This is a genomic window from Nocardiopsis changdeensis (assembly GCF_018316655.1).
GTDB classification, from domain to species: Bacteria; Actinomycetota; Actinomycetes; order Streptosporangiales; family Streptosporangiaceae; genus Nocardiopsis; species Nocardiopsis changdeensis.
Genome location: NZ_CP074133.1, coordinates 5,945,968 through 5,965,052, shown reverse-complemented (window position 1 = coordinate 5,965,052; position 19,085 = coordinate 5,945,968). Strand labels below are relative to the sequence as shown.

Annotated in this window: 16 protein-coding genes and 3 tRNA genes; 10 read left to right on the top strand and 9 right to left on the bottom strand. The window is 73.5% G+C overall.

The window, feature by feature from the left end; genetic code table 11:
* Positions 1-7: 7 nt before the first annotated feature.
* The 3 genes from KGD84_RS26860 to KGD84_RS26850 all read left to right on the top strand — a co-directional run bounded on the left by KGD84_RS26860 (position 8) and on the right by KGD84_RS26850 (position 401).
* Positions 8-79, top strand: a tRNA-Gln gene (locus KGD84_RS26860).
* Positions 80-129: 50 nt separating this feature from the next.
* Positions 130-205, top strand: a tRNA-Glu gene (locus KGD84_RS26855).
* 120 nt (positions 206-325) lie between these two features.
* Positions 326-401: transfer RNA gene (locus KGD84_RS26850), tRNA-Glu, on the top strand.
* A 63-nt stretch (positions 402-464) separates the two neighbouring features.
* Here the strand turns inward: KGD84_RS26850 and KGD84_RS26845 are convergent.
* From KGD84_RS26845 to KGD84_RS26835, 3 genes are all read right to left on the bottom strand, one after another.
* Positions 465-1,064, bottom strand: coding sequence for a TetR/AcrR family transcriptional regulator (locus KGD84_RS26845; protein WP_220563128.1), 600 nt, complete (start codon positions 1,062-1,064; stop codon positions 465-467).
* A 173-nt stretch (positions 1,065-1,237) separates the two neighbouring features.
* Positions 1,238-2,806 (bottom strand): SDR family oxidoreductase, encoded by a 1,569-nt coding sequence (locus tag KGD84_RS26840; protein WP_220563127.1) that lies wholly within the window; start codon positions 2,804-2,806, stop codon positions 1,238-1,240.
* Between the two features lie 197 nt (positions 2,807-3,003).
* Positions 3,004-3,687 (bottom strand): IclR family transcriptional regulator, encoded by a 684-nt coding sequence (locus KGD84_RS26835; protein WP_277615513.1) that lies wholly within the window; start codon positions 3,685-3,687, stop codon positions 3,004-3,006.
* Between the two features lie 125 nt (positions 3,688-3,812).
* On the opposite strand from KGD84_RS26835, the gene leuC reads away from it, so the two are divergent.
* From leuC to KGD84_RS26820, 3 genes are all read left to right on the top strand, one after another.
* Positions 3,813-5,219 carry a 3-isopropylmalate dehydratase large subunit gene (gene leuC, locus KGD84_RS26830; RefSeq protein WP_220563125.1) on the top strand — a complete coding sequence of 469 codons (1,407 nt, stop codon included), beginning with the start codon at positions 3,813-3,815 and terminating at the stop codon, positions 5,217-5,219.
* A 32-nt stretch (positions 5,220-5,251) separates the two neighbouring features.
* Positions 5,252-5,845, top strand: a complete 594-nt coding sequence (leuD, locus tag KGD84_RS26825; RefSeq protein WP_220563124.1) for a 3-isopropylmalate dehydratase small subunit — start codon at positions 5,252-5,254, stop codon at positions 5,843-5,845.
* 352 nt (positions 5,846-6,197) lie between these two features.
* A complete protein-coding gene (locus KGD84_RS26820) occupies positions 6,198-6,479 on the top strand; it encodes an HU family DNA-binding protein (protein WP_073379845.1) in 282 nt (93 codons plus the stop codon).
* A 91-nt stretch (positions 6,480-6,570) separates the two neighbouring features.
* Here KGD84_RS26820 and cofC read toward each other — a convergent pair whose 3' ends face one another.
* Positions 6,571-7,257 (bottom strand): 2-phospho-L-lactate guanylyltransferase, encoded by a 687-nt coding sequence (gene cofC, locus KGD84_RS26815; protein WP_255646831.1) that lies wholly within the window; start codon positions 7,255-7,257, stop codon positions 6,571-6,573.
* Positions 7,258-7,496: 239 nt separating this feature from the next.
* Here cofC and KGD84_RS26810 point away from each other — a divergent pair, with 239 nt between their 5' ends.
* Genes KGD84_RS26810 through KGD84_RS26795 form a run of 4 tightly spaced genes read left to right on the top strand, consistent with a single transcriptional unit; the run spans position 7,497 to position 11,725 of the window.
* A complete protein-coding gene (locus KGD84_RS26810; RefSeq protein WP_260697242.1) occupies positions 7,497-8,255 on the top strand; it encodes a lysophospholipid acyltransferase family protein in 759 nt (252 codons plus the stop codon).
* Positions 8,252-9,316, top strand: a complete 1,065-nt coding sequence (locus KGD84_RS26805; protein WP_220563122.1) for an NAD(P)H-dependent glycerol-3-phosphate dehydrogenase — start codon at positions 8,252-8,254, stop codon at positions 9,314-9,316. Before KGD84_RS26810 ends, KGD84_RS26805 begins: the two co-directional genes overlap by 4 nt.
* 12 nt (positions 9,317-9,328) lie before the next feature.
* On the top strand, positions 9,329-10,537 hold the full coding sequence (locus KGD84_RS26800; protein WP_220563121.1) for a trans-sulfuration enzyme family protein: 1,209 nt from the start codon (positions 9,329-9,331) through the stop codon (positions 10,535-10,537).
* 60 nt (positions 10,538-10,597) lie between these two features.
* Positions 10,598-11,725, top strand: coding sequence for a D-alanine--D-alanine ligase family protein (locus KGD84_RS26795; RefSeq protein ID WP_220563120.1), 1,128 nt, complete (start codon positions 10,598-10,600; stop codon positions 11,723-11,725).
* A 73-nt stretch (positions 11,726-11,798) separates the two neighbouring features.
* On the opposite strand, the gene KGD84_RS26790 is transcribed toward KGD84_RS26795, so the two are convergent.
* The 5 genes from KGD84_RS26790 to KGD84_RS26770 all read right to left on the bottom strand — a co-directional run bounded on the left by KGD84_RS26790 (position 11,799) and on the right by KGD84_RS26770 (position 18,866).
* The gene (locus KGD84_RS26790; RefSeq protein WP_220565334.1) at positions 11,799-12,677 is read right to left on the bottom strand and encodes an EI24 domain-containing protein; all 879 of its coding nucleotides are present in this window, start codon (positions 12,675-12,677) and stop codon (positions 11,799-11,801) included.
* Between the two features lie 94 nt (positions 12,678-12,771).
* The gene (gene cydC, locus KGD84_RS26785; RefSeq protein ID WP_220563119.1) at positions 12,772-14,538 is read right to left on the bottom strand and encodes a thiol reductant ABC exporter subunit CydC; all 1,767 of its coding nucleotides are present in this window, start codon (positions 14,536-14,538) and stop codon (positions 12,772-12,774) included.
* Complete coding sequence (cydD, locus tag KGD84_RS26780; protein WP_220563118.1) at positions 14,535-16,253, bottom strand: thiol reductant ABC exporter subunit CydD; 1,719 nt, start codon at positions 16,251-16,253, stop codon at positions 14,535-14,537. Before cydD ends, cydC begins: the two co-directional genes overlap by 4 nt.
* A 120-nt stretch (positions 16,254-16,373) precedes the next feature.
* Entirely contained in the window at positions 16,374-17,399 is a 1,026-nt protein-coding gene (gene cydB, locus KGD84_RS26775; RefSeq protein ID WP_220565333.1) for a cytochrome d ubiquinol oxidase subunit II, read from the bottom strand.
* A gap of 9 nt (positions 17,400-17,408) precedes the next feature.
* The gene (locus KGD84_RS26770) at positions 17,409-18,866 is read right to left on the bottom strand and encodes a cytochrome ubiquinol oxidase subunit I (protein WP_220563117.1); all 1,458 of its coding nucleotides are present in this window, start codon (positions 18,864-18,866) and stop codon (positions 17,409-17,411) included.
* Positions 18,867-19,085: the final 219 nt, after the last annotated feature.

The window sequence follows — 19,085 nt, the reverse complement described above, 5'->3', positions numbered from 1 at the left end:
AGAGCACTGGGGTATGGTGTAATCGGCAGCACGACTGATTCTGGTTCAGTTAGTCTAGGTTCGAGTCCTGGTACCCCAGCGCGGTCCGAGTGAGAGCTCGGGCTATCGGGTCCGAAGGGCCCGGCACGCGCCCCCGTCGTCTAGTGGCCTAGGACGCCGCCCTCTCAAGGCGGTAACGGCGGTTCGAATCCGCTCGGGGGTACCACAGGGAGCGCCTCCCACCATCGTGAGGGGCTTCTTTCTGGCCGGTGTTCGTCACCGGTGTCCGGTTCGACCGGGTATCGTAGGGTCGGTGGTCACGCCGACCACTGCACCAGCAGTTCAGGCCCCCGTCGTCTAGTGGCCTAGGACGCCGCCCTCTCAAGGCGGTAACGGCGGTTCGAATCCGCTCGGGGGTACCAGCACGAAGGCCCCGCCCACCAGGGCGGGGCCTTCGTCGTTCCCGGAGGCCCGGCCTCCCGGGGTCAGCCCCGGGAGGTCAGGGCGCTCAGCCCCTCCTCCGGCGCCCCGGCGGCCAGCACCATCGCGACCAGCTGGTCCAGCAGCCAGTCGGCCAGCTCCTCCGCGGTCCGCCCGCGCTCCCGGAGCCACAGCATCACCGCGGTCTCCACCACCGAGATCCAGCAGCGCAGCGCCATCAGCACCGGCGGGGAGGGCGGTCGCGGGCCGACGCGGTCCAGGAGGAGCTCCAGCACCCCCGTGCGCACCCGGTCGATCTCCGCCTCGGTCTCCTCGGTGGCGATCACCGAGCCGCCGCGCAGCAGCGCGACGTAGGCGGGGGAGTAGGAGTCGGCGAACTCGACGAACCGGACCAGGGAGCCCCGCAGCTGCTCCCGCGGCGGCAGGCCCGCGGGCGGCACCAGCCGTTCCAGCAGCTCGGACATGGCCTGTTCCAGGGCCTCGCGGCGCAATCGCGCCATGTTCGGGAAGTAGCGGTACACCAGCGCGCGGGACACGTCCGCGGCCTCGGCGATGTCCTCCGGGGTGACCTCTCCGGGTGGGCGCAGCGCGAAGACGCCCAGCGCCGTCCGGATCAGGTCCTCCCGGCGTTCGTGCGGCGCCATGCGGCGGGGCCGCCGCCCCGGCCCCGGCCGGTCCGCCGTGGGCTCCGAACCCGCCACCCGCGCCCGGTGACGGTCGGTCCTGTGGGACACCACCGTGGTGACGACCTCCCGAAAGTTCCTCTATCCCTTCTCCCGAACCTACCGGCGACCACCGACACCGGCGGCCGCGGCGGTCACCGGCACTCCGGGGCGTCCGCGACGGCGTCGGCGATGCGGCGGGCCGCCTCCTCCGGGGTGAGGCCGCGGCGGCGGTACGGGCGGGCGGCGGCCCCGGCGCCCACGGGGCCGGGGAGGACCGCGGTGACGCCGACGCCGGAGGCGGCCAGTTCGCGGCGCAGGGAGCGGCTGAGCGCCAGTACGGCGGCCCTGGAGGCCGGGTACGCCCCGTGCGCGCGCGGGGCCGGGCCGGCGGCGGAGAGGGTGTTGACGATGAGGCCGCCGCCCCCGGCCCCGGCCATCACCGGGCCGAAGGCGCGGCAGCCGTGGACCACGCCCCGCAGGCCGGCGTCGACCAGGCGTTCCAGGTCGGCGTCCGGGATGCGGAGCAGGGGCCCGGCGGGCACGGTCCCGGCGTTGTTGACGACCAGGTCCGGCACCCCGGACTCCTCGCGCAGCCGGGCGGCGAGCCCGTGGACGGCCGAGGCGTCGGCGACGTCCACCCGCCGGGGGACGGCGCCGGGGGTGAGCCGGGCGCACAGTTCGGCGGTGCGCTCGGCGGCGGGGCCGTCGGCGTCCACGGCGACCACCCGGGCGCCGCGTTCGGCCAGTTCCAGGCTCAGGGCCCGGCCGACGCCGCCGCCCGCCCCGGTGACCACCGCGAGCTGTCCGGCGAAGGCGCCGCCGTGGCGGCGGGCGGACCCGGGGGACCGGCGGGGCCGGGGCGCTCCGGACTCCACCTCCGCGACGAAGGAGCGCAGCCGGCCGGCGATCGCCGCCGGGCGCGAGCGCAGCGACCAGTGGCCGCCGTGGAAGCGGTGGAAGCGCAGGTCGTCGACCCAGCGGCCGGCGTTGGACTGGAGCGGGCCGACCATGAACGCGTCGCGGGTGGGCGCCAGCACCTGGACCGGGACCGCGGTGCGGCGCTCGGCCGGGCGGGTGAGCCGGGGGGCCATGTTGGCCCGGTACAGCGCCAGGCCGTTGACGTAGTCGCGGGTGGCGCGGCGGGCGGGGCGCACCGGCCCGCCGTCGGCCCGCTCCAGCCCGGCCAGCGCCGCCCCGCCCAGCCCGGTCAGCCAGAACAGCTCCGGGACCAGCGGGGTGTGGAAGAACCCGATGTAGCCGGAGCGCACGGCCTGGCGCAGGACGGCGCGCAGGCCGTCGGGGGCCGATCGGAACCAGTGCCCGGCGTGGTCCAGGTCCGGTCCGGAGATCGAGGTGTAGGAGGCGAACCGGTCCGCGTACCGGGGCTCGGTGACGGCGTGCCAGCTCTGGATGGACCCCCAGTCGTGGCCGACCAGGTGGACCGGCCGGCCCGCGCCGACGGCGTCGGCGACGGCGGCGACGTCCGCGGCCAGCCGGTCCAGGCGGTAGCCGGCGCGGGTGTCGGGGGCGGTGGAGCGCCCGGCGCCGCGCACGTCGTAGGCGGCGATCCGGTACTCCCCGGCCAGTTCCTCGACCAGGGCGTCCCACACCGAGGAGTTGTCGGGGTAGCCGTGGACGAGCAGTAGGACGGGGCGGTCGGCGGGGCCGGTGGCGCGGACGGCCAGTCGCTGGCCGTCGGGGGCGGTGACGTACTGGTGCACTCGGCTCTCCTCGGGGGGCGGGGTCCCGGACGTGCTCGTGTGAGACTTCGCGTCATGTTAGACAACCCGTCAGTAAGCGTCCACGGGCGGCCCCGGGCCCGGACGCGGAAGACCCCGCCGGCGGTGGCCGGACGGGGTCGTGCGCGCTGTGGCGGCCGTGGGGCGTGCGGCCGCGGGGAAGTGTGGCGGGGTGCGGGTCAGTGGGCCTCGACGCTGTGCAGGGACTCGCTGATCTTCTCGGCGGCGGACAGGATCGCCTGGGAGTGGATGCGCCCCGGCGAGCGGGTCAGGCGCTCGATCGGGCCCGACACCGAGACCGCGGCGATCACGCGCCCGCCCGGCCCGGACACCGGCGCCGACACCGAGGCGACGCCCTGCTCGCGCTCGGCCACGCTCTGGGCCCAGCGGCGGCGGCGGACCTGGGCCAGGCTGGCCGCGGTGAAGCGGGCGCCCACCAGGGAGCGGCGGATGCGGTCCGGGTCCTCCCAGGCCAGCAGCACCTGCGCCGCGGAGCCGGCGTTCATGGGCAGCTCGCTGCCGACCGGCACGGTGTCGCGCAGGCCGCTGGTGCGCTCGGAGGCGGCCACGCACACGCGCACGTCGCCCTGGCGGCGGTAGAGCTGGGCGCTCTCCCCGGTGAGGTCGCGCAGCTGCACCAGGACCGGCGCGGCCACGGCCAGCAGGCGGTCCTCCCCGGTGGCGATCGACAGCTCACCCAGGCGCGGGCCCAGCACGAAGCGCCCCTGGCTGTCCCGGGAGACCATGCGGTGCCGCTCCAGGGCGACCGCCAGCCGGTGGGCCGTGGGCCGGGCCAGGCCGGTGATCTGGACCAGCTGGGCCAGGGAGGCCGGTCCGGATTCCAGGGCGTCCAGGACGGACATCGTCTTGTCGAGTACTCCGACGCCGCTGGATGAGCTAGAGTTGTCCATGACTTGATATTGCCGTCTCGAAATATGGAATGCAAGTCAGAGTCCGCGCACGGAACGAACGAGAGAGGCGATCGCCCATGGCACGCACGATGGCCGAGAAGGTCTGGGAGGAGCACGTCGTCCGGCGTGCCGAGGGCGAGCCGGACCTGCTCTACATCGACCTCCACCTCGTCCACGAGGTGACCAGCCCCCAGGCCTTCGAGGGCCTGCGGCTGGCGGGCCGCTCGGTGCGCCGCCCGGACCTGACCATCGCGACCGAGGACCACAACGTCCCCACCATGGACCTGCTGGCCCCCATCGCGGACCCGGTCTCCCGCAAGCAGGTCGAGACGCTGCGCAAGAACTGCTCCGACTTCGGCGTCCGCCTGCACCCCATGGGCGACATCGAGCAGGGCGTCGTGCACGTGGTCGGCCCCCAGCTCGGCCTGACCCAGCCCGGCATGACCATCGTCTGCGGCGACAGCCACACCAGCACCCATGGCGCGTTCGGCGCGCTGGCCTTCGGCATCGGCACCAGCCAGGTCGAGCACGTGCTGGCCACCCAGACCCTGCCCATGGCCCCGTTCAAGACCATGGCCGTCACGGTCAACGGGAAGCTCAGGCCGGGCGTGTCCGCCAAGGACATCATCCTGGCGGTCATCGCCAAGATCGGCACCGGCGGCGGCCAGGGCTACGTCCTGGAGTACCGGGGCGAGGCCATCGAGGCCCTCTCGATGGAGGCCCGCATGACCGTGTGCAACATGTCCATCGAGGCGGGCGCCCGGGCCGGGATGATCGCGCCCGACCAGACCACGTTCGACTACATCGAGGGCCGCCCGCACGCCCCGCAGGGCGCCGACTTCGAGGCCGCCGTCGAGCACTGGAAGACCCTGCGCACCGACGAGGGCGCGGTCTTCGACGCCGAGGTGGTGCTGGACGCCGACGAGCTCAGCCCGTTCGTCACCTGGGGCACCAACCCGGGCCAGGGCGTCCCGCTGGACGCCGCGGTGCCCGACCCCGCCTCCTACGACGACCCCTCCGAGCGCGCCGCCGCCGAGAAGGCCCTGGCCTACATGGGCCTGGAGGCCGGGACCCCGATGCGCGAGGTGCGGGTGGACACCGTCTTCCTGGGCTCGTGCACCAACGGCCGCATCGAGGACCTGCGCACCGCCGCCGAGATCATCAGGGGCCGCAAGGTCGCCGAGGGCGTCCGGATGCTGGTCGTCCCCGGCTCCATGCGGGTCAAGGAGCAGGCCAACGCCGAGGGCCTGGGCGCGGTCTTCGAGGAGGCCGGGGCCGAGTGGCGCGAGGCCGGCTGCTCCATGTGCCTGGGCATGAACCCCGACCAGCTCAAGCCCGGCGAGCGCAGCGCCTCCACCTCCAACCGCAACTTCGAGGGGCGCCAGGGCAAGGGCGGCCGCACCCACCTGGTGTCGCCGCAGGTCGCCGCCGCCACCGCGGTGCGCGGAACCCTGTCCTCGCCCGCCGACCTGGCCGACCTGTAGCCGCGCCCGACCACGACAGGAGGAGACCTGCCATGGAGAAGTTCAACGTCCACACCGGTCGGGCCGTGCCGCTGCGCGCGAGCAACGTCGACACCGACCAGATCATCCCCGCCGTCTACCTCAAGCGGGTCAGCCGCACCGGGTTCGAGGACGGCCTGTTCGCCGAGTGGCGAGAGGACCCCGACTTCGTCCTCAACCGCCCCGAGTACCAGGGCGCGTCCGTGCTGGTGGCCGGGCCCGACTTCGGCACCGGCTCGTCCCGCGAGCACGCCGTGTGGGCGCTGCAGGACTACGGCTTCAAGACCGTGCTGTCCTCCCGGTTCGCCGACATCTTCCGCGGCAACTCCCTCAAGGGCGGCCTGCTGACCGTGCTGCTGCCGCAGGAGGTCATCGAGCGGCTCTGGAAGGCCGTCGAGGCCGACCCGGCCACCGAGATCACCGTGGACCTGGTGGAGCGCGAGGTGCGCGCTCCCGGGGCCGGCGTGCAGGAGGCGTTCGAGCTGGACGACTACACCCGCTGGCGGCTCCTGGAGGGCCTGGACGACATCGGGCTGACTCTGCGTCACACGGACGCGATCGCGGAGTTCGAGGAGCGGCGCAAGCCGTGGCTGCCGGTGACCCTGTAGCGGTCCGAACCCCTTACGGGACGGGGGTCGGCGGGGCTGTGTGACGCAGCGCACCCGCCGGCCCCCAAATATTTTACCTTTACTTGGCGTGACCGAACTGTGGTGCTCCCCGTATCCGTGAACAGGGTCCACCGCTCGCCCGGAATCCGGTTATACATAGGCATTTGAGGATCACAGAGAGGGGCAAAAGGGACCCGTCGGGATGCCTCCGAGTGCACGGCGAAGCCGTCCCGGAGAGTGACCGCGCAGGTCGGACCGGCCCCGACACGCCCTAACCGCAGGCGTTTGTATTTGTGCAAGGGCCTCTGTGTCCCCTAATTTCGTGCGAGCAAGGGGGAACCGGAGGAACCTTATGAACAAGCGTGACCTGATCGACGCGATCTCCGACCGACTCGGAGACAAGAAGACCGCGACCGAAGCGGTCAACGCTGTGCTTGAGACCATTCAGGCCACCGTGGCGTCGGGCGACAAGGTCGCCATCACCGGCTTCGGTGTTTTCGAGAAGGCCGAGCGGGCCGCGCGCACCGCTCGCAACCCCGCCACCGGCGCCACCATCGACGTTCCCGCGAGCTTCGTTCCGAAGTTCCGGGCCGGCGCCGACTTCAAGGCACTCGTCAACGGGGACAAGAAGTAGGCACGGTCGATCCGACCGTGACCGCGCTCCGCCCGGGTCCGCACGGACCCGGGCGGAGTCGTGTCCGGGGTCCGGGGCGGGCGGGCGCCCGTCAGGGGGCCCCGGGGCCGGGCTGGAGCAGCGCGGCGGCCAGCGACCGCGTGCGCGGGCCCACACCCAGCCCCAGCGCCGCCGCCAGGTCGGCGGGGGTGTCCACGTCCCGGCGCACCGATTCCACGTCTGGGAGCGGCAGCTCCACCGCGCCGGCGGCCAGGTGCCGCTCGCGCGAGGCGCCCTCGAAGGCGGGGGAGAACCGGTGCCCCGGCGACGCCGCGAACAGGGTCGTCCCCACCCCGGGGGCGTCGGCCAGGAACGAGCGGCCGTGCCCGGCCGCGGCCGCCAGCACACGGCCCAGCTCCGCCGGGCGCAGCGCGGGCAGGTCCGCCGACAGCGCGCACACGCCCGCCCCCGGCGCCCGCAGCCGCGCCGCGCGCGCCCCGTGCTCCAGCGCCGGGTTGAGGCCGGTGCCCGGCTCCCCGGTCACCACCGCCGCCCCCAGCGCCGCCAGCTCCGCCCCCGCCCTCGGGTCCTCGGTGACCGCGAACACCTCCGCCACCGCCGCACAGGCGAGCGCGGCGGCCACCGTGTCGCAGGCGAACGCCAGGGCCAGCTCCTCGCGCCGGGGGCCCAGGGCCGGGGCCAGGCGCGACTTGGCGAGCCCGAGGTGCTTGACTGGGATGACCAGGGACCAGCGCACCCCGGGGCCCGCGACCCCCTCCCGCTCTCCGACGCCGGCCACGCTCTCCCCCGGGACGCTCGTACGGCCACGACAGTGACGAGGGTAGGGCTTCACGGGGGCGGGGCCGGGCGGCGGCCGGGCCCGGAGACGTTCCGGCACCGTGACCTGCCCTTGCGGAGCGGGAGTGGGGCCGGGAGCGTCCTAGACTGAACCGATTGTGCTTCGAGGTCCGTTAGGGACCCGGGAGCGATGGAATGAGGAGTCCCGTGGCCAAGGCCAAGCAACGAGAATCGCGGTGGGTGAAGGCGGTCGTCTCCCGCATCGTCCGCTTCGTCCTGTGGTTCTTCACCAAGCCGGACTGGAAGGGCACCGAGAACGTTCCGGCCCAGGGCGGCGTGATCATCGCGACCAACCACCTGTCGCTGACGGACCCGCTGACGGTGGCGCACTTCCTCTACATCGGGGCCCGCCGCTGGCCCACCTTCACGATGAAGGACGGGGTCATGAAGATCCCCGTGGTGCGGTCGGTCGCCAAGAGCACGGGGCAGATCCCGGTCAAGCGCGGGACCACCGACGCCGTCAAGGCCCTCAAGGAGGCCGAGCTGGCGCTCACCCGGGACGGCTCGTCGGTGATCTTCTACCCCGAGGGCACCTGCACCCGGGACCCGGACCTGTGGCCGATGAGTGCCAAGACGGGTGTCGCCCGGCTGGCCCTGACCACCGGCGTCCCCGTCGTCCCGGTGGCCCACTGGGGCGAGCAGAACATCCTGCCCTACGGCTCCAAGAAGCCGAGGCTGTTCCCGCGCAAGCGCCTGGAGTTCCTGGCCGGCCCCCCGGTCGACCTGGACCGCTTCCGGGGGCGGCCGCTGACCGCGACGGTCCTCAAGGAGGCCACCGACGCGATCATGGACGACATCACCGCCCTCCAGGCGAAGATCCGCGGCGAGCAGCCGCCGGCGGTGCGCTACGACCTCAAGCGCGCGCGTCTGGAGGAGGCCGAGAAGAAGAGGGCCGGGGACGCCGGCGGCGACGACACGACGAAGGGTGCGGCGGAGTGACGGCGACGGGCAACGACAGCGCGCGGATCGCCGTCCTGGGCTCCGGGTCGTGGGGCACCGTGTTCGCGAACGTCATCGCGGACGCCGCCGCCCACACCCTGTCCCAGGACCCGTCCGCCCCCGCCGCGGAGGTCGTCCTGTGGGGGCGGCGGGCCGAGGTGGTCGACGCCGTCAACCGGACCTCCCAGAATCCCGACTACCTGCCGGGGCTCACGCTCAACCCGCGGCTGACCGCCACCACCGACGCCGCCAAGGCGCTGGCGGAGGCCGGGGTCGTCGTGATGGCGGTGCCGACCCAGTCGCTGCGGGACAACCTGGCGCAGTGGCGCGGGTACCTGCGCGAGGACGCCGTGGTCGTCAGCCTCATGAAGGGCGTGGAGCTGGGCACCCACCTGACCGCCTCGCAGATCATCGCGGAGGTGCTGGAGCTGCCCGCCGAGCGCATCGCCGTGGTCTCGGGCCCCAACCTGGCCCGGGAGATCGCCGAGCGCCAGCCCGCCACCGCCGTGGTCGCCTGCCCGCACGAGGAGACGGCCGTCCGCCTCCAGGCGCTGTTCAAGGCCCCGTACTTCCGCCCCTACACCAGCACCGACCTGGTGGGCGTGGAGATCGGCGGCGCCATGAAGAACGTGATCGCGCTGGCCGTGGGCGTGGCCGAGGGCATGGGCTTCGGCGACAACACCAAGGCGTCGCTCATCACCCGCGGCCTGGCCGAGACGACACGCCTGGCGGTGGCCCTGGGCGCCGACGAGCACACCCTGTCCGGACTGGCCGGAATGGGCGACCTCGTCGCGACATGCTCGTCGCCGCTGTCGCGGAACCGGACCTTCGGTGAGAAACTGGGCAAGGGCAAGACCCTGGAGCAGGTCATCGCCGAGACCCGGCAGACCGCGGAGGGGGTCAAGTCCTCGGAGTCGGTCCTGGAACTGGGCTGGGCCCGCGGGGTCGACCTGCCGATCACCGAGGCCGTCGTCAAGATGATGCACCACGACCTGAGCCCCGCGGAGGCGCTCGTCGCCTTCATGGCGCGCAGTGCCAAACCCGAGCGCTACGGGGTCTGAGAGCGAGCAGCGATGTCGTACACACCCGCGGCCGGGGGCGAGCACACCCGGGCGGTCTCCCCGCCGCCCGCGGCCGTCCCCGCCGAGCGTCCCATGCGGATGCCGGTCCACCGGGCGACCACCTACGCCTTCGACACCTCCCAGGACTACGCGGACGTGCTGTCCGGGGCGCAGCAGGGCTACTCCTACGCCCGCATCGACAGCCCCACCGTCGACGCCTTCGCCGAGGCGGTCGCGGCCCTGGAGGGCGCGGGCCTGCCCGACCGGGTGCGCGGCCAGGCGTTCGCCTCCGGGATGGGCGCGCTGAGCACCGTGTTCATGGCGCTCACCGAGGCCGGCTCGCACGTGGTCGCGGCGCGGTCCATCTACGGCAACACCTACTCGCTGCTGGACCGGCTGCTGCGCCGGTTCGGGGTGCGGACCGACTTCGTGGACATCACCGACCTGGACGCGGTGCGCGAGGCCGTGCGGCCGGGCACGGCGGTGCTGTTCACCGAGACCCTGTCCAACCCCACCATGACCGTCTCCGACCTGCCCGGGCTCGCCCAGATCGCCCGGGAGGCCGGGGCCGCCCTGGTGGTGGACTCCACGTTCGCCTCCCCGGCGGTGTGCCGGCCCCTGGAGTACGGGGCCGACATCGTGGTGCACTCGGCCACCAAGTACATCGGCGGACACAGCGACACCACCGGCGGCGTGGCCGTCGCCGCGCCCTCCTTCATCGACCGGATCCGGTCGGCCCGGATCGACCTGGGGCCCTGCCTGGCCCCCGACGAGGCGTACCTGCTGCACCGGGGCCTGGAGACGCTGCCGCTGCGGGTGCAGCGCCAGTGCGAGACCGCCGCGGCGTTCGCCGCCGCGCTCGCCGAGCACCCGCTGGTGGAGCGGGTCGACCACCCGTCCCTGGACTCGCACCCGCAGGCGGGGCTGGCGGCCAAGCTGTTCGACCCCGGGCGGTACGGGGCCGTCGTCACCGTCCACCCGCGCGGCGGCTGGGAGGCGGGGATGGCCTTCGCCGACCGCCTGAAGGTCGCCACCATCGCCGCGTCCCTGGGCGGCACCCACACCCTCGCCGGTCACGTCGCCTCCACGTCGCACCGGAACATGAACGACGTCGAACTGGCGGCCGCCGGCATCTCACCTGGTGCGGTGCGGTTCTCCATCGGCCTGGAGGACCCTCAGGACCTCATCGGGGACGCCCTGGCGGCCCTCGGGGGCAACTGACACACAGCGGGCCGGGAGAACCCCGGCCCCTTCCGGCAACGAGTACAAAGGGTCAGCACCATGTCGTCCGAGCAGCGAAGGATCCGGGTCGCCGTCGTCTTCGGCGGTCGCAGTTCCGAACACGAGATCTCCTGCGTCACCGCGGGCAGCGTCCTGTCGGTGATCGACCACGACCGCTACGAGGTCGTGCCGGTCGGCATCACCAAGACCGGCAACTGGGTGCTGACCTCCGGCGACCCGGAGCTCCTGCGCATCGAGGAGGGCACCAAGGCCCTGCCGACCGTGGCGGAGGAGGGCGGCAAGGACCTGGCCCTGCCGTTCGACGCCGCCGGGCAGCTGATGGTGGTGGACCCCGCGGACGGGCCCTCCCGGCTGGCCGAGGTGGACGTGGTGCTGCCGCTGCTGCACGGCCCCTTCGGCGAGGACGGCACCATCCAGGGGCTGTTCGAGATGATGGGCGTGCGCTACGCGGGCGCCGGGGTGTTCTCCAGCGCCGCCGCCATGGACAAGGTGTTCATGAAGGCCATCCTCACCGGCAACGGGATCCCCACCAGCGACTACGTGGCCATCACCGACCGGCGCTGGCGCACCGAGCGCAAGAAGGTCCTGGACGACATCGCCGAGCTGGGGGAGACGGTGTTCGTCAAGCCCGCCCGGGCGGGCAGCAGCGTGGGCATCAGCAAGGTGCGGGACTCCTCCGACGCCGACGCGGTGGTCGCGGCCGTCGAGGCGGCGCGCGAGCACGACCCCAAGGTGCTGGTCGAGGCCCAGGTCGTCGGGCGCGAGATCGAGTGCGGCGTGCTGGAGGCCGAGGACGGGGGCGTCCCCGACGTGTCCTTCCCGGCCGAGGTGCACGTGGCGGAGGGCTTCGACTTCTACGACTTCGAGGCCAAGTACCTGTCCAGCAGCGGGCTGACCATCCCGGCGGAGATCCCCGAGGACGTCACGGCGCGGCTGCGCGGGCTGGCCGCCGAGGTGTTCGAGGCGATGGGCTGCGAGGGGCTGGCCCGGGTGGACTTCTTCTACACCGAGGACGGCGAGGTCCTCGTCAACGAGCTGAACACGATGCCCGGGTTCACCCCGGCGTCGGCGTTCCCGCAGATGTGGGCGGCCACCGGGCTGGACTACGCGGCGCTGGTCGACCGGATGATCACGACGGCGCTGCGGCGCTCGCCCGGCCTGCGCTGACGCGAACCGGTACGTACGGGAAAGGGGGGCGGCCCGCTCGGGCCGCCCCCCTTTTCGTGTCCTCTTCGCGTTCTCAGGCCCCGGGGTGCGGGGGCGGTCCCTGCGGGTGCCCGGGCGGCGGGGCGACCGGCGGCCGGCTGTACGGGGGCGGGGGGACGGGCGGCCGCCCGGGCGGGGGAGCGACGCCCTTGGGCGCGTCGGGCACGCCCAGCAGCTGCCGGGCCAGGATGGTGCCGCCCGCCGTCGCGGCCGGGAACACCACGACCGCCAGGAACGGGATCGCCAGCAGCAGGTAGGTGGGGACCGTGAACCCCAGCACCCGCAGCCGCCGGGTGCCCATCCACTTGCGGCGCTCCTTGATGGTGAGGAACCCGCGGCGGTCGAACGAGCCCGCCACCAGTTCGATGCCCAGCAGCCAGCCGCCCAGCAGGGCGGCCAGCACCGAGCCGACGACCGGGCCGGCCAGCGGGACGAACCCGATGGCGAACACCAGGACCGTCACCAGCAGCGAGGCGAGGATGATCACCAGGGACTGGCGCACCGCCCGGCCCAGCGACGACCAGACCGACTCGTCGGACTCGGCGGGGGCGTTGCCCAGCTCCTGCTCGACCAGGTCGGTGATCTTGTCGTAGATCGGCGCGCCCAGGGCCAGCGTGATGGTGGTGAACGAGACCACCATCAGCAGGACCGTCCCGGCCAGGGCGCCGACGGCGACGGCGCCGCGGAGCAGGTTGCGCCAGACCTCGTCCCAGCCGTCGGCGAAGGGCGTCGCCCACGCGGCCAGGTCGGTCAGGTTCATCACCAGGAGCACGAACAGCGCGAGGAAGAGCAGCGACGTGATCAGGGCGGGGAGCGCGCCCAGGAGGAACAGGCGCGGTCTGCGCAGCAGCAGGCCGAAGCCGCGCGCCAGCGCGCCGACTCCGCCGAAGACTTCACGAACGGGATTGGGAATGGCCACGCTGGAACATTAGGGCAATCCCGCCCGCGCCTGCCAGTCGGCCCGTCCCCCCGGGACGCCCCCGCCTCCGCGGCGGGGGCCGCCCGGCTCAGAGGCCGGGGTGCACGTCGCGGTACCAGCCGTCGCGGGCCAGCAGCTCGGTGTGGGTGCCGGACTGCACGACGCGGCCGTCGCGGACCACGACGATGCGGTCGACCCGCTCCAGCCCGGTGAGGTCGTGGGTGATGAGCAGCGTCGAGTAGCCCTCGGCCGCCGCCAGCAGGTCCTCGACCACCGCGTCGCGGGTGTCCGGGTCCAGGTGGGCGGTGGGCTCGTCCAGCACCAGCACGCGGGGCGCGGCCAGCAGGGCGCGGGCCAGCGCCAGGCGCTGTACCATGCCGCCGCTCAATCCCAGGCCGTGGGTGCCGACGCGGGTGTCCAGGCCGTCGGGCATCGCCGCGACGTCGTCGGCCAGGCGGGCCCGGCGCAGCGCCGCCCACAGGTCGTCGTCGGACGCCTCCGGCCGGGCCAGCCTCAGGTTCTCGCGCAGGGTCGAGGCGAACACGTGCGGGTCCTGCGGCACCCCGGAGACCACGGCGCGCACCTCGTCGGCCGGGTACCCGGTGATGTCGGCGCCGCCGAGCTCCACGCGCCCCGCGTCGGGGTCGCGGAACCGCAGCAGGACGGAGGCCAGCGTGCTCTTGCCCGCGCCGCTGGGCCCCACCACCGCGACCGTCTCGCCCGCCGCGACGTCCAGGTCCACGCCGTCCAGGGCCCACGGCCCGTCCGGGGTGTAGCGCACCCGCAGCCCGCGGACCCGGACCGCGGAGTCCCCGTCCGGGTCCAGTCCCGTGCGGACCGCCGGGGCGACCGCCGCCGGGGTGTCCAGCACCCCGAACAGCCGCGCCCCGCTCTCCCGGATCGCGCCCAGCCGGGCGGCGACCGCGGGCAGCGGGGCGACGATCTCGAACGCAGCCAGGGTCACCAGCACCAGCACCGCCAGCGACACCGCGTCCAGCTCCCCGCCCTCGACGGCCAGCACCCCCAGGAACAGGGTGCCCCAGACGCTCAGCCCGGTGATGAGCGTCGTCGCGCCCGCCCCCAGCCCCAGCACCGCGGCGTCGCGCCGCGCCATCCGGGTCAGCTCCTCGTCGGCCTCGTACACGCGGGCCACCTGGCGGTCCATCGCCCCGTAGGCGATGAGGTCGGGCGCCCCGTGCAGGGTGTCCACCAGGGAGGTCGACAGCCGCCCGCGCGCCACCGCCTGGCGCCGCCCCGGGGCCCGGCCCAGCGCGGCGGCCGCCCAGGGCACCGCCAGCCCCGCCAGCAGCAGGCCCGCGGCCAGCAGCGCTCCGCCCGGCGCGTACACGGCGGTGACCACCAGGACGGTGACCCCGCCGGTCACCAGGGACACCAGCGGCGGGGTCAGGCCGCGCACCAGCAGGTCCAGGGTCGCCTCGGTGTCGTTGACCAGGCGCGACACCAGGTCGCCGGACCGGAACCGGCCGAAGGGCTCGGTGGCGGCGAGCCTGCGGTACACGCGCACCCGCACCTCGGCCAGCGTGCGGAACGCGGCGTCGTGGGTGACCAGCCGCTCCAGGTACCGGCTCACCCCCTTGCCGACGCCCAGCGCCCGGGTGGCCACCACCGAGACCCCCAGCGCGGTGATCCCCGGGTGCGAGGCCGCGGTGGCCAGCATCCACGCGGCCACCCCCAGCAGCGCCACACCGGAGCCGGTGGCCACCGCGCCCAGCAGGACGCCCAGCGCGAACCTCCCGGCCCGGGGCCGGGCCAGCGCGACCATCCGCCGCAGCGGGTCGCGGCGGCGCTCCGCCTCGGGCACGGGCGCGGCGTCGGCGGTATCGGTCGTGCTCATCGGTTCAGCGCCCCTTCACGGCCCGGCAGCGGGAGTTCCACGACCCGGGCGCCGAGGACGGCCTCGGCCCAGCCGGTGTCGTGGGCGACGATGACCGCGGTGCGCCCCCGCAGGAGGCGGTCCACGGCGGTGCGGACCGCGGCGGCGTTCTCCGGGTCCAGGTGGGCGGTGGGCTCGTCCAGCAGCACCAGCGGGGCGTCCCGGCAGAACGCCCGGGCCAGCGCGATCCGCTGGCGCTGGCCCGCCGAGAGCCGGGCGCCGCGCTCGCCGAGCCGGGTGTCGTACCCGTCGGGCAGCGCGGACACGAACCCGTCGGCCTCGGCCAGCCGGGCGGCCTCGCGCACCCGCTCCAGGGGGGTGTCGGGGGCGCCCAGCCGGATGTTGTCGGCCACCGAAACGTCGAACAGGTAGGGGTGCTGGGGCACCCAGGCCACCCCCAGCCGCCAGTCGTCGGCGGGGACGGACTCCAGCGGCTCCCACGCGCCGCCGGGCGCGCGCACCTCGACCCGCCCCTCCGAGGGGGTGTTCATCCGCAGCAGCAGCGACAGCAGGGTGGTCTTGCCCGACCCGCTGGGCCCGGTGAGCAGCACCCGCTCGCCCGAGCGCACCGTCAGGTCCACCCCGGACAGGGCGGGCAGGTCCCGCCCCGGGTAGGTCAGCGACACCCCGCTCAGCCGCAGGTCGCCGCCGGTCGCCGGGGACCGCTCCCCGGTGGGCGCGGGCGCGCCGCCGTCTGCGGTCCGGCGCCGCTCCAGCTCGGTGAACACCTGGTCGGCGGCGGCCACGCCCTCCATGCTCGCGTGGAACCGGGCGCCCACCTCGCGCAGAGGCAGGTAGGCCTCCGGCGCCAGGATCAGCACCAGCAGGGCGGTCTGGTAGTCCATGTACCCGCCCAGCAGCCGCAGCCCCACCTCCACGGCGACCAGCGCCACCGCCAGGGTGGCCAGCAGTTCCAGGGCGAACGCGGACAGGAACGCGATCCGCAGCGTCCCCATGGTCGCCCTGCGGTGCTCCTCGCCGACCCGCCGGATGAGCGCCGCCTGCGCCTTGGCCCGGCGGAACACCGCCAGGGTCGGCAGCCCCTCCACCACGTCCAGGAAGTGCCCGCCGAGCCTGCTCAGCAGCCGCCACTGCCGCTCGGTGCGGTTCTGCGTGTGCATGCCGATGAGCGCCATGAAGACGGGGATGAGCGGCACCGTCACCAGGATGACGACCCCGGAGATCCAGTCGGCCCAGAACACCACGGCCAGCACCGCGACCGGCACGATCGCCGCCAGCACCAGCTGGGGCAGGTAGCGGGCGAAGTAGTCGTCGAGCGCGTCCAGGCCCCGCGTGGCCAGGGTGACCAGCTCCCCGGCCTTGGGCGCCTCCCCGTCCTCGCCGCGCTGGGCGGTCCACACCGTCCCGTCGCCGGTGACGCGGTCGATCAGCCGGCGCCGCAGGATCGACTTGGTGCGGGCGGCGCTGTGCAGCGCCGACGCCTCGGCCGCGTAGGACAGCAGGGCGCGGACCAGGGCGATGCCGGCGACGGCGGCGACCGCCCACCCCAGGGGGGCGAACCCCGACCCGGCGAACACCTCCGAGATGACGTGGGCGAGCAGCCAGGCCTGGGCCAGGATCAGCCCGGTGATCGCCACCCCGCTGAGCACGGAGACGGCCAGGTGGGTGCGGACCGCCGACGCGGTCCGCACCAGGCGCGGATCGAGCGGTTTCAATGGGACCCCTTTGAGGGTGGCGGTGGACGGTGGGCGTTCGTGCCCAGTCTCGCCGATGGACACCGGATACGGGCACGGCCCCCGCCCCGGGCGATGGGGGAGGGGGCCGCGCCCTTCGGATCAGGCGCCGGAGCGCTGGGCCACGGACTCGCCGGTGACGGTGGCACCGGTGACCCGCTTGCGGAACACCCAGTAGCTCCAGCCCTGGTAGAGGAGCACCAGCGGCAGGAAGACGACGGCCACCCAGGTCATGATGGTGAGCGTGTAGTCCGCCGAGGAGGCGTTCTCGACGGTGAGGCTGAACGCCGGGTCGGTGGTGGAGGGCAGCACGTCCGGGAACAGCGACCCGAACAGGGTGACCACGGCGGCCAGGATGGTGGCCACCATGAGCCCGAACGCCAGGCCCTCGCGCCGCGCCCGGGCCGCCGCGACCCCGCCGACCAGGGCGAGGGCGGCCAGCGCCACGAGCGGCCAGGTCCACGCCTGCCCGTGGGCGAGCTGGGTCCACAGCAGGAACGCGGCCGCGGCGGGCACGGCGACGCAGGCGGTGCGCAGCGCGGCGGCGCGGGCGCGGACCCGGACCGGCCCGTCGGTCTTCAGGCTCAGGAACACCGCCCCGTGCAGGGTGAAGAGCGACAGGGTGGTGAGCCCGCCCAGCAGCGCGTACGGGTTGAACAGGTCCACCAGGGACGCGGTGACGATGTGGTCGGCGTCCATGGCCACACCCCGGACGACGTTGGCGAAGACGATCCCCCACAGCAGGGCCGGCGCGGCGCTGCCGAAGAAGATGGCCCGGTCCCACCACAGCCGCCAGACGGGGTCGTCCCGCTTGCCGCGGTACTCGAACGCCACACCGCGCAGGATGAGCGCGATGAGGATGACGAACAGCGGCAGGTAGAACCCGCTGAACAGGGAGGCGTACCAGGCGGGGAACGCGGCGAACGTGGCCCCGCCCGCCGTGATCAGCCAGACCTCGTTGGCGTCCCACACCGGTCCGATGGAGTTGATGGCGACCCTGCGGTCGACGGAGTCCCTTCTGCCCATGAACGGCATCAGGGTGCCGACGCCGAAGTCGAACCCCTCCAGGACGAAGTACCCGATCCACAGGACCGAGATGGCGATGAACCAGATGACGGCCAGATCCATGGTCATGTCCTAGTAGCTGAAGTGAGGGATCTTCGACTCGTCGCCGTCCCTCTCGAGGTCGGGGACGAGGTGGGACGGGCCCGCCTTGATGTACTTGACCAGCAGGCCGACCTCGACGACGGCGAGGACGCCGTAGACGAGGGTGAACCCGGTCAGGCTCAGGGCGACGGTGCCCAGGCTCACGCCGGGCGAGACGCTGGCGGCGGTGAGCAGGTAGCCGTGGACGGTCCAGGGCTGGCGGCCCATCTCGGTGAGCACCCAGCCGAAGATGTTGGCGGACAGGGCGGCGGGCAGGGCGAGCACGGCCAGCGGGTAGAACCAGCGGGTCAGCCTGCCGTGCACGGACGGCGTCCGGCCGCCGCGGGTGAGCCACAGCCCGAGCGCGGCGACGGCGACCCCGGCCATGCCCAGGCCCATCATGAGGCGGAACGACCAGTACGTGACGAACACGTTGGGGACGTAGTCCCCCTCGCCGTACTCGGCCTCGTAGGCCTCCTGGAGGTTGTTGATCCCGTGGACCTCGCCGTCGAACTCGCCGGTCGCGAGGAAGCTGAGGATGTTGGGGATGGTGATGTCGATGGGGTTGTACCGCGCCTCGGTGTCGCCGACGGCGAACGCGGAGAACGGCGCCCCCTCCTCGGTCTCCCACAGGGCCTCGGCCGCGGCGAGCTTCATGGGCTCGTACTGGGCGGCGAGCTTGGCCTGGTGGTCCCCGGAGAACACCACGATCACACCGGCGATGAGCGTGAACACCAGCCCGACCTTGAGCGTGCCGCGGAAGAGGGCGAAGTCGCCCTTGGGCGGGGTCGTGCCGCGGATCCCGGTGTCGTTGTGCCTCTGGTTGCGCCACAGCTTGTAGGCGCTGACGCAGACCACGAACAGCCCGGCGGTGATGAACGCGGCCGAGACGGTGTGCAGGTAGGTGGACCAGGCCTGGTCGTTGCTGAGCACGGCCCAGATGTCGTTGAGCTCGGCGCGCCCGTTCTCGGGGTTGACCTCGAACCCGACGGGGCGGCGCATCCAGGCGTTGGCGGCCAGGATGAAGTAGGCCGACAGGTTGGTGCCGATCGCCACCATCCAGATGCAGGCCAGGTGGGCGGCGCGGGGCAGCCGGTGCCAGCCGAAGATCCACAGGCCGATGAAGGTGGACTCCAGGAAGAAGGCGAGCAGCGCCTCCATCGCCAGCGGGGCGCCGAAGACGTCGCCGACGAACCGGGAGTACTCACTCCAGTTCATGCCGAACTGGAACTCCTGGACGATGCCGGTGACCACGCCCATGGCGAAGTTGATCAGGAAGAGCTTCCCGAAGAACTGGGTCGCCTGGAGGTACTCGTGCCTGCCGGTGCGGTACCAGACCGTCTGGAGGACGGCCACGATGAACGACAGGCCGATCGTCAACGGAACGAACAGGAAGTGGTAGATCGTGGTGACACCGAACTGCCACCGCGCGAGTTCAAGGGCTTCCATACCCGCCTCTCAGGTACCGACCACCGGTAGTACTACACATCGTAGTTCTACAACGTGTCGTAGTCGCCTCCGGGGGTCCGCGAAGGGTCCCCGAGAGGCTTCCGAGGGGGAGGGAGAGGGGGTCCCGGCCGGGGGAGAACGGTCGGAACGCGGTCGCGTGACCATTCTGACCTGGGAGGACGCGGAATCCCCGGAGGCCGGGGAGCCGTGTCTGTGGAC

Bases quoted from the DNA above. Each gene is read 5' to 3' on its own strand.
- KGD84_RS26845 (WP_220563128.1), bottom strand. From the start codon at position 1,064: ATGGCGCCGCACGAACGCCGGGAGGACCTGATCCGGACGGCGCTGGGC.
- KGD84_RS26835 (WP_277615513.1), bottom strand. From the start codon at position 3,687: ATGTCCGTCCTGGACGCCCTGGAATCCGGACCGGCCTCCCTGGCCCAG.
- leuC (WP_220563125.1), top strand. From the start codon at position 3,813: ATGGCACGCACGATGGCCGAGAAGGTCTGGGAGGAGCACGTCGTCCGG.
- leuD (WP_220563124.1), top strand. From the start codon at position 5,252: ATGGAGAAGTTCAACGTCCACACCGGTCGGGCCGTGCCGCTGCGCGCG.
- KGD84_RS26820 (WP_073379845.1), top strand. From the start codon at position 6,198: ATGAACAAGCGTGACCTGATCGACGCGATCTCCGACCGACTCGGAGAC.
- KGD84_RS26800 (WP_220563121.1), top strand. From the start codon at position 9,329: ATGTCGTACACACCCGCGGCCGGGGGCGAGCACACCCGGGCGGTCTCC.
- KGD84_RS26795 (WP_220563120.1), top strand. From the start codon at position 10,598: ATGTCGTCCGAGCAGCGAAGGATCCGGGTCGCCGTCGTCTTCGGCGGT.
- cydC (WP_220563119.1), bottom strand. From the start codon at position 14,538: ATGAGCACGACCGATACCGCCGACGCCGCGCCCGTGCCCGAGGCGGAG.
- cydB (WP_220565333.1), bottom strand. From the start codon at position 17,399: ATGGATCTGGCCGTCATCTGGTTCATCGCCATCTCGGTCCTGTGGATC.
- KGD84_RS26770 (WP_220563117.1), bottom strand. From the start codon at position 18,866: ATGGAAGCCCTTGAACTCGCGCGGTGGCAGTTCGGTGTCACCACGATC.